Here is a 6,000-nt window from a genome sequence, read left to right on the forward strand (position 1 = left end):
CAGGATGAGACAGAACTCATCTCAAAAAATAAGGCCAAATTACACTTGAATTTGTCTAAATCAAAAGTAAACGAATTCAGCCAATGGCCGCTATTGATCTATAAATCTTATCCATATAAAGTATCATCTTTTAAAAGATCTAGCAATACAGGCCTTCTATGAAAGGATTTTTTCCGGACCATGAAACCCAATAAATCCACATTATGACCCACAATCGAAAAATAACGTAATAATTCGGTAGAATTGGGGAGTTTAATGATTTTTGCCGTTGATACTACCGTTAAACCGCCCGGAGACCCACATAGAGGCCAAAATACAGGATAATTTATGATTAGGCGGCATTTATAACGATTTGTGGATGGTTTTCACTCCCCACTATCTGCAATTATTTCAAATAGAGATTGCTTTCTTTGTAAGTCGGCCAAAAATATTATTCAGAAGAGAATAAAGGTAGTTACCCATGGAAACATACAAAACGCCTAAAAATATGAGAGAAAAAAAGTAATCCGGAATTTCGGTACCTATTACATACAGTTCATCTCACAAAAGATCCGGGTAGATTTTTCATTATATCTTTCACAATCATCCATACACCTATCAGGATTATGATAATTTTCAGAGACAGTAATTTCTTTTTCAATAAAAATTCTGGTGGTGTGTTCTTTTTCGGGGATATCAGGGTTCAGACTATCTGACTGTCCTTTCAGATCAGCAAGAATATTTCCCTCATAAAATTCCAGAGGATGAATGACAAAGGACAGATTCATCGTATCAGCAGAATAATCCGGATTTGAAACTTTAACAAGTGAAATGTTGTCCCCATCCGGATTACTAAAAATCACCCCGGCATTCATAGTAGTATTTTTTTCAGGTAATACCATTTCCAAGAGAACAATGTATCCCGGTTCATCAAAAATTGCTGCATACGGGATTACATTCTGTATCGTGAGATTCATACTCCCATCTTTATTCTCTGTCAGGACGCTCTCTCCTCCCTCTATTAGTATCTTATACCCGGGAGATTCATCCGCATAACAGACAGATATGAGAGTAATAAGACTAATATATAGAATAATCAAAAAACCTCTGGTAGCCATATAATTAACAATTAGATAAGGGGAGATAATAAATCTACTATCCTGATGGAGAATGCAGGTATATCATGAAATTCCCAGGTTAGTTGAGGATAGAAGGATTGCAAATGGGGAAGAGACACCGGATTTTTTTGTTGATATCATGGTTATTGATGATACCGTGAAACATCTGGGAATGGAAATGATCGGGCTCCAGCTGCCAGAAGAATAACTCCGGACATGGAATTGATAGTATGGTATATGCTACGGGGGACCCAAGACAAGGTTTCGGAAACAGTATTATCCCAGGCAATGTCTGAAGGGAGGGCACTATATGATGACACTATTCCGGATAGACATCTCCGGAAGTAGCGATAGATATTGCAGCACAAATTATTGAATGGAGTGAATCAGTTTAAGGAATATTCCATTTGAAGTATATCAAAAAAGAGTGACATCTGGATCTTTTCCGGACCCGGTCTACGAATAAATTTACAATATACCCCCCAATATGGAAATAGTTTGATAATTGTGCCCAATATTTGATTTTGATGATTTTTAGCAGTTGTAACACTTGTAACAGTTCTAGTGAACACACCCGGGGTTTTTTTATTTATCATCTATAGCAATCCGGTAAATAGTAAAGAGTAATTTTCAAATACATGCAAATAATAGTATTCAGACCGAAAAAAGACATTTTGAGATAGAATTTAAATCTAATAATTTTTCTATTCTAATACAGAAGAATGAGAATGAAAGGTATTTTTTCTAATCCGGATGGAGAGAAATTATCATTCAAAATAAAAAAAATATCAGGGGTCTCTTCCTTAGAACTGTTACAACTGTTACAAGTGTTACAGAGGCCCGAGTTACGAAAATCATCATTATCCTTGATGCTGGACATCTAAAAAAATTGCTTCATCCTTCCGCTGCATACATTGTCTTTCCTTCTCTTACCCCATAGTATAAAGCAAAACCAATCGGAGGATCCAGGATTTCATCTGTTGTACAGACCAGGATATCCACTCCGACACCAGGAGCTACCCTTCCGATTACATTTCTTATCTCTGCCATTTTTCTTCCTTTTTCAGGAACTGATTTGTACACAATGATAAGATCAAGATCGGATGATTCTGTCTGGTCTCCCCGGGAATATGAACCAAAAAGGATTATTTTTTCCGGATGCTCCGCTAATACCACTCGATCAATAACGTTTTTGATAATGATTTCATGTAACATGATCTAAATGTGGAGAGATCTCTATATCTCATTTATTTATCACATCCCTCCCTTCATGGGGGTTATCTGTAGATTAAGGATGAGGCATGTAAAGACGAACATATATTTCTGAATCATCTATTATATTGTGAGATCATGCCAAGAAAGGTCTGGACATTCAGCCCTCAATCCGGTGGACAGAAAATTCCTCCAAAAGTGCAGACAGAAGTGAGACAAAAATTGCTTGCATATGCAGAAGAGAAATATGGGAATGTAAAGGATCTGATTCGTATCGATACCAGGTTTAAAGGTCATTTTTGTTATATTGATGCGTATGATGAGCCGCCTGAACCGGATGAAGAGAGTCTTTCATACTTTGGTATCACCCGAGATGAATTTATTGAGCAACGGAGAAATACTCCATCTCCTTTGTGTCGTCTCCGTTATTTTCAATTGGGAGGATGGACACTGGCCATCTATACGTACAGCAATGAAAAATATGAGCCAGCAATCTTTTCAAGTGGTAAATGGGAGGGTACACCTGAAGAAGCACTTGATATGGTGATGAGTATGTATTATCCTGAATCACGGAGAGATTTTGTGATGTGATTATCGGATGTGGAATCCGAGAGCCAGGTATTTCGCTGCTACGGGTGTTGTTCTGGCTGCAGGATTACACCCGCTTTCGTAAAACCGACCAGAGCGTTATGGGTATCCTTTTCAGCAAGGGGGATATAGAATAAGAGATCTGGAGTTTTCTCCCCGGTCATAAGTTCAGCGACCTTGCTTCGAAGTTCAATGAATGAATCAGTGTAGGTATGCATCTATGTACCAGGAAGGTCCACGTCGTCGATAATATGTGAGTACTGTTTTTCCGGGTCGAATAAGACTGCGAAATGATATTCATGAATATGCGTTGCAATCTGGGTTTTCAGGTATTCTGTAGCGGTTGGCATATGGATCACGTTTGGTCAGGAGAGTGATTATCAGGCGAATTTTCTTTTTTAGACATTTCACCAGAATTAAATGCCTTAATCTCAATGGAACATTTTGGTACGACTGATGTGGTGATTTCTACTTCTTCGATTACCTTTTCAATCTCTTCTACACAGGGAAGACGACCTTTCAACTCTTCAGATAATGCACGGGTGAGTTGATACTCAGAGACACCCATCGGTTTTTGAATATCCCGAAGAACATATTCAGCAATTGCCTTGTTTTTCTCACGGCAAAGTAAGATTCCAATGGTTGGATTATCTCCGTCCTGACGGATAAGGTCATCAACTGCAGAGAGGTAAAAATTTAATTTTCCGGCATATTCCGGCTTGAATTCATGTGCTTTGAGTTCAATTACGACATAGCAATGAAGTTTTGTATGATAAAAGAGGAGGTCAAGGTAAAAGTCCTGGTCTCCGATGGATAGGTGATATTGTCTCCCGAGGTATGCAAACCCTACCCCAAGTTCGAGAAAAAAATCTTGAATGTGAGAGATGAGGGCATTTTCGAGATCCATTTCCTGGACCTCTTCAGAAAGAGTGAGGAAATCAAAAATGTATGGATCTTTAAGAGTCTGATGAGCAAGATCTGATTGAGGAGGAGGAAGGGTAAGAGCAAAATTCGTGGTAGATGTTCCTTCCCGAAGGTGCAGCCCAGATTCTATCTGATGTACCAGGATATTCCGACTCCACCCGTGTTCAATCGTTTTCTTCAGGTAAAACAACCGCTCCTCTGTATCTTTTATTCGGGTGATGATGACACAGAGATGGAACCAGGGCAATTGTGCAGCAACCTGCTGCACAAATTCTTCTTCAGGGTATGCAGCCGCAAATGCCTGCATGTATTTCAGGTTCCTGACCGAGAAACCTTTCATATCCGGGAATTCTGTACGGAGGTCCTGGGATAACTGGTCGATGTCTTTGGCTCCCCAGCCGAGTGTTTCCTGATTGGTGAGGATGTCTTTTCCAATCTTCCAGTAGAGGAGAATGAGCTCTTTGTTTACGGAGAGGACGGATTTCAGTTGAGCCCGACGGATATGGGTCTTTAGTTCGGTGAGGAAGATTGGATAGTCAGATGTGGGTGCTCGGGGGGGTCATTCTTCTCCAACGGTAATGAGTGCTTTCTGCATGACCTGATCTGATATCCAGAATCTTCCTACGGTTCGTAATTGCTCTAGCTCTATCTTAAGGGAGGGTATTTTTTTATCAATCCTGGCTCTTATGAGAATACCAATAATTCCTGTGAACGGTAACCCGAATCTATCGGCTACGTGTCTTGTATCATGATCATCGAGGAGGAGGAACGGATCGTCGCATTCAAGGGCAAGGGCTATGACTTCGGCTTCTCCCAGATGAATTTCATGACATAAACTTTGGACCAAGGGGGTATTTTTCACGTCATGGACAATAATTATTTCATCATTTATTGCCTGAATGACTTCTTCGGATTCTGGTCTCCGTTTCCCACTGAGTTATACTTCCTGATAAACTGCCTGTGGTATGTGTATTGAAGGAAAATATTCCCTGATAAGTCCAAACCGACACACCGCTGACAGGTGGATTAGGGTAGATGAATCAGAGATTACCAGTTGCATACCGGATATCCTTTTCAAGGTCTTCTTCGGAGTAATGAACCGGCATTTGTCGTTTCCAGAGGAGTTCTTCAAACTGAAACCGATCAAGACCGGATAAAGTACAAGCCTGGGCAGAGGTAATTATTCCCCTTTGATAGAGGCTGACTGCCAGTTCGCTCATGAGTTCTTCCCGAATGGTGTCTGGAGGCAGTTTCATCTCCATTGCGAGAGATGACGGGATGGTCAATACGATATCTTCGGTCATGATAATGTTCCAATAATTGTAACTCTATTTCTTTCTGGTAGATTAGTCATCATATTGTATATGTTCATTCCTCATCTCCCTCTTTCATTCTATGATCAATCTGATTTTTAAATTTTGAAAAATTATCTGATATTTTTTAAAAAACCTGATGAGAGCTTCAAGAATAACTGGGTTTATTCTTATCTAAAGCGTGACTTCCATTACACGGGTATATTGACTCTGTTGTGCTCTTTCATTGAGAACAGCAAGACATCCCTGCATGGCATCCTGAATATTGGCAAGAGCTTCTTCTACCGTCTCACCCTCGGAGTGGCAGCCCGGAAGAGCAGGGCAGCTGACAATAAAACCGCCATCTTCGGTATCTTCTTCGATGACGACCTTCAGATTCATAAAATATTTATGGGAGGCATTGACTTTAATTAGGTTCTGGATACTTCGGGGTTTGGAATTTGGTTTAACCTGAATACGATAACCACATACTTAAGAGGAAAGGTTTGCATATTATCATAGAGTTCTATGGATGTAGTCACTATTCTCCGGGAACATACACCAATCCTGAAGAAAGAATTCGGTGTTGAAAGCATTGGAGTATTTGGTTCATTTGCCCATGGTGATGAACAGCCGGATAGTGACCTGAATTTATGAATTTATATCTCATTTTGCATAGCGTGATCTGAAAAAATTAGTTTAGAATTCTCTATTTTTTAAACGATTCGCAATTTTCAAGCGAAAGGCTTATATAATTGTAAGTTATAATTATAACTTACATGCACATTAAACGAATTAAAAAGGGAAATGCAGTGTACCTGGCTGAATATGAATCATATAGAGAAGAAGGCAAGGTTAAAACCAGGTTTATTCGATATCTCGGTAAA

The 6,000-nt window shown here is 39.6% G+C and carries 11 protein-coding genes; 3 read left to right on the forward strand and 8 right to left on the reverse strand.

Going from position 1 to position 6,000, the window contains the following annotated elements:
* Positions 1-524 precede the first annotated feature (524 nt).
* Positions 525-1,097 carry a hypothetical protein gene (locus DLD82_RS08225; RefSeq protein WP_109940634.1) on the reverse strand — a complete coding sequence of 191 codons (573 nt, stop codon included), beginning with the start codon at positions 1,095-1,097 and terminating at the stop codon, positions 525-527.
* A 52-nt stretch (positions 1,098-1,149) separates the two neighbouring features.
* Between DLD82_RS08225 and DLD82_RS18545 the strand changes: the two genes are divergently transcribed.
* On the forward strand, positions 1,150-1,305 hold the full coding sequence (locus DLD82_RS18545) for a hypothetical protein (RefSeq protein WP_181391325.1): 156 nt from the start codon (positions 1,150-1,152) through the stop codon (positions 1,303-1,305).
* A 686-nt stretch (positions 1,306-1,991) separates the two neighbouring features.
* On the opposite strand, the gene DLD82_RS08235 is transcribed toward DLD82_RS18545, so the two are convergent.
* Positions 1,992-2,312, reverse strand: coding sequence for a nucleotidyltransferase domain-containing protein (locus DLD82_RS08235; RefSeq protein ID WP_109940636.1), 321 nt, complete (start codon positions 2,310-2,312; stop codon positions 1,992-1,994).
* Between the two features lie 135 nt (positions 2,313-2,447).
* On the opposite strand from DLD82_RS08235, the gene DLD82_RS08240 reads away from it, so the two are divergent.
* Positions 2,448-2,900, forward strand: a complete 453-nt coding sequence (locus tag DLD82_RS08240; RefSeq protein WP_109940637.1) for a hypothetical protein — start codon at positions 2,448-2,450, stop codon at positions 2,898-2,900.
* 38 nt (positions 2,901-2,938) lie between these two features.
* On the opposite strand, the gene DLD82_RS18550 is transcribed toward DLD82_RS08240, so the two are convergent.
* The 6 genes from DLD82_RS18550 to DLD82_RS08260 all read right to left on the reverse strand — a co-directional run bounded on the left by DLD82_RS18550 (position 2,939) and on the right by DLD82_RS08260 (position 5,515).
* Positions 2,939-3,115 (reverse strand): hypothetical protein, encoded by a 177-nt coding sequence (locus DLD82_RS18550; RefSeq protein WP_181391326.1) that lies wholly within the window; start codon positions 3,113-3,115, stop codon positions 2,939-2,941.
* Positions 3,116-3,247, reverse strand: coding sequence for a hypothetical protein (locus tag DLD82_RS19330; protein ID WP_281267996.1), 132 nt, complete (start codon positions 3,245-3,247; stop codon positions 3,116-3,118).
* A gap of 5 nt (positions 3,248-3,252) precedes the next feature.
* Positions 3,253-4,350, reverse strand: coding sequence for a PDDEXK nuclease domain-containing protein (locus DLD82_RS08245; RefSeq protein WP_109940638.1), 1,098 nt, complete (start codon positions 4,348-4,350; stop codon positions 3,253-3,255).
* A gap of 30 nt (positions 4,351-4,380) precedes the next feature.
* Positions 4,381-4,668 carry a DUF3368 domain-containing protein gene (locus DLD82_RS08250; protein ID WP_181391327.1) on the reverse strand — a complete coding sequence of 96 codons (288 nt, stop codon included), beginning with the start codon at positions 4,666-4,668 and terminating at the stop codon, positions 4,381-4,383.
* A 193-nt stretch (positions 4,669-4,861) separates the two neighbouring features.
* Positions 4,862-5,125, reverse strand: a complete 264-nt coding sequence (locus DLD82_RS08255) for a UPF0175 family protein (protein WP_109940640.1) — start codon at positions 5,123-5,125, stop codon at positions 4,862-4,864.
* A 183-nt stretch (positions 5,126-5,308) separates the two neighbouring features.
* Positions 5,309-5,515 carry a type II toxin-antitoxin system HicB family antitoxin gene (locus tag DLD82_RS08260; RefSeq protein WP_109940641.1) on the reverse strand — a complete coding sequence of 69 codons (207 nt, stop codon included), beginning with the start codon at positions 5,513-5,515 and terminating at the stop codon, positions 5,309-5,311.
* 126 nt (positions 5,516-5,641) lie between these two features.
* Here DLD82_RS08260 and DLD82_RS08265 point away from each other — a divergent pair, with 126 nt between their 5' ends.
* Entirely contained in the window at positions 5,642-5,770 is a 129-nt protein-coding gene (locus DLD82_RS08265; protein ID WP_109940642.1) for a nucleotidyltransferase family protein, read from the forward strand.
* Positions 5,771-6,000 lie beyond the last annotated feature (230 nt).

This window comes from Methanospirillum stamsii, assembly GCF_003173335.1.
In the GTDB taxonomy this organism is placed as follows: domain Archaea; phylum Halobacteriota; class Methanomicrobia; order Methanomicrobiales; family Methanospirillaceae; genus Methanospirillum; species Methanospirillum stamsii.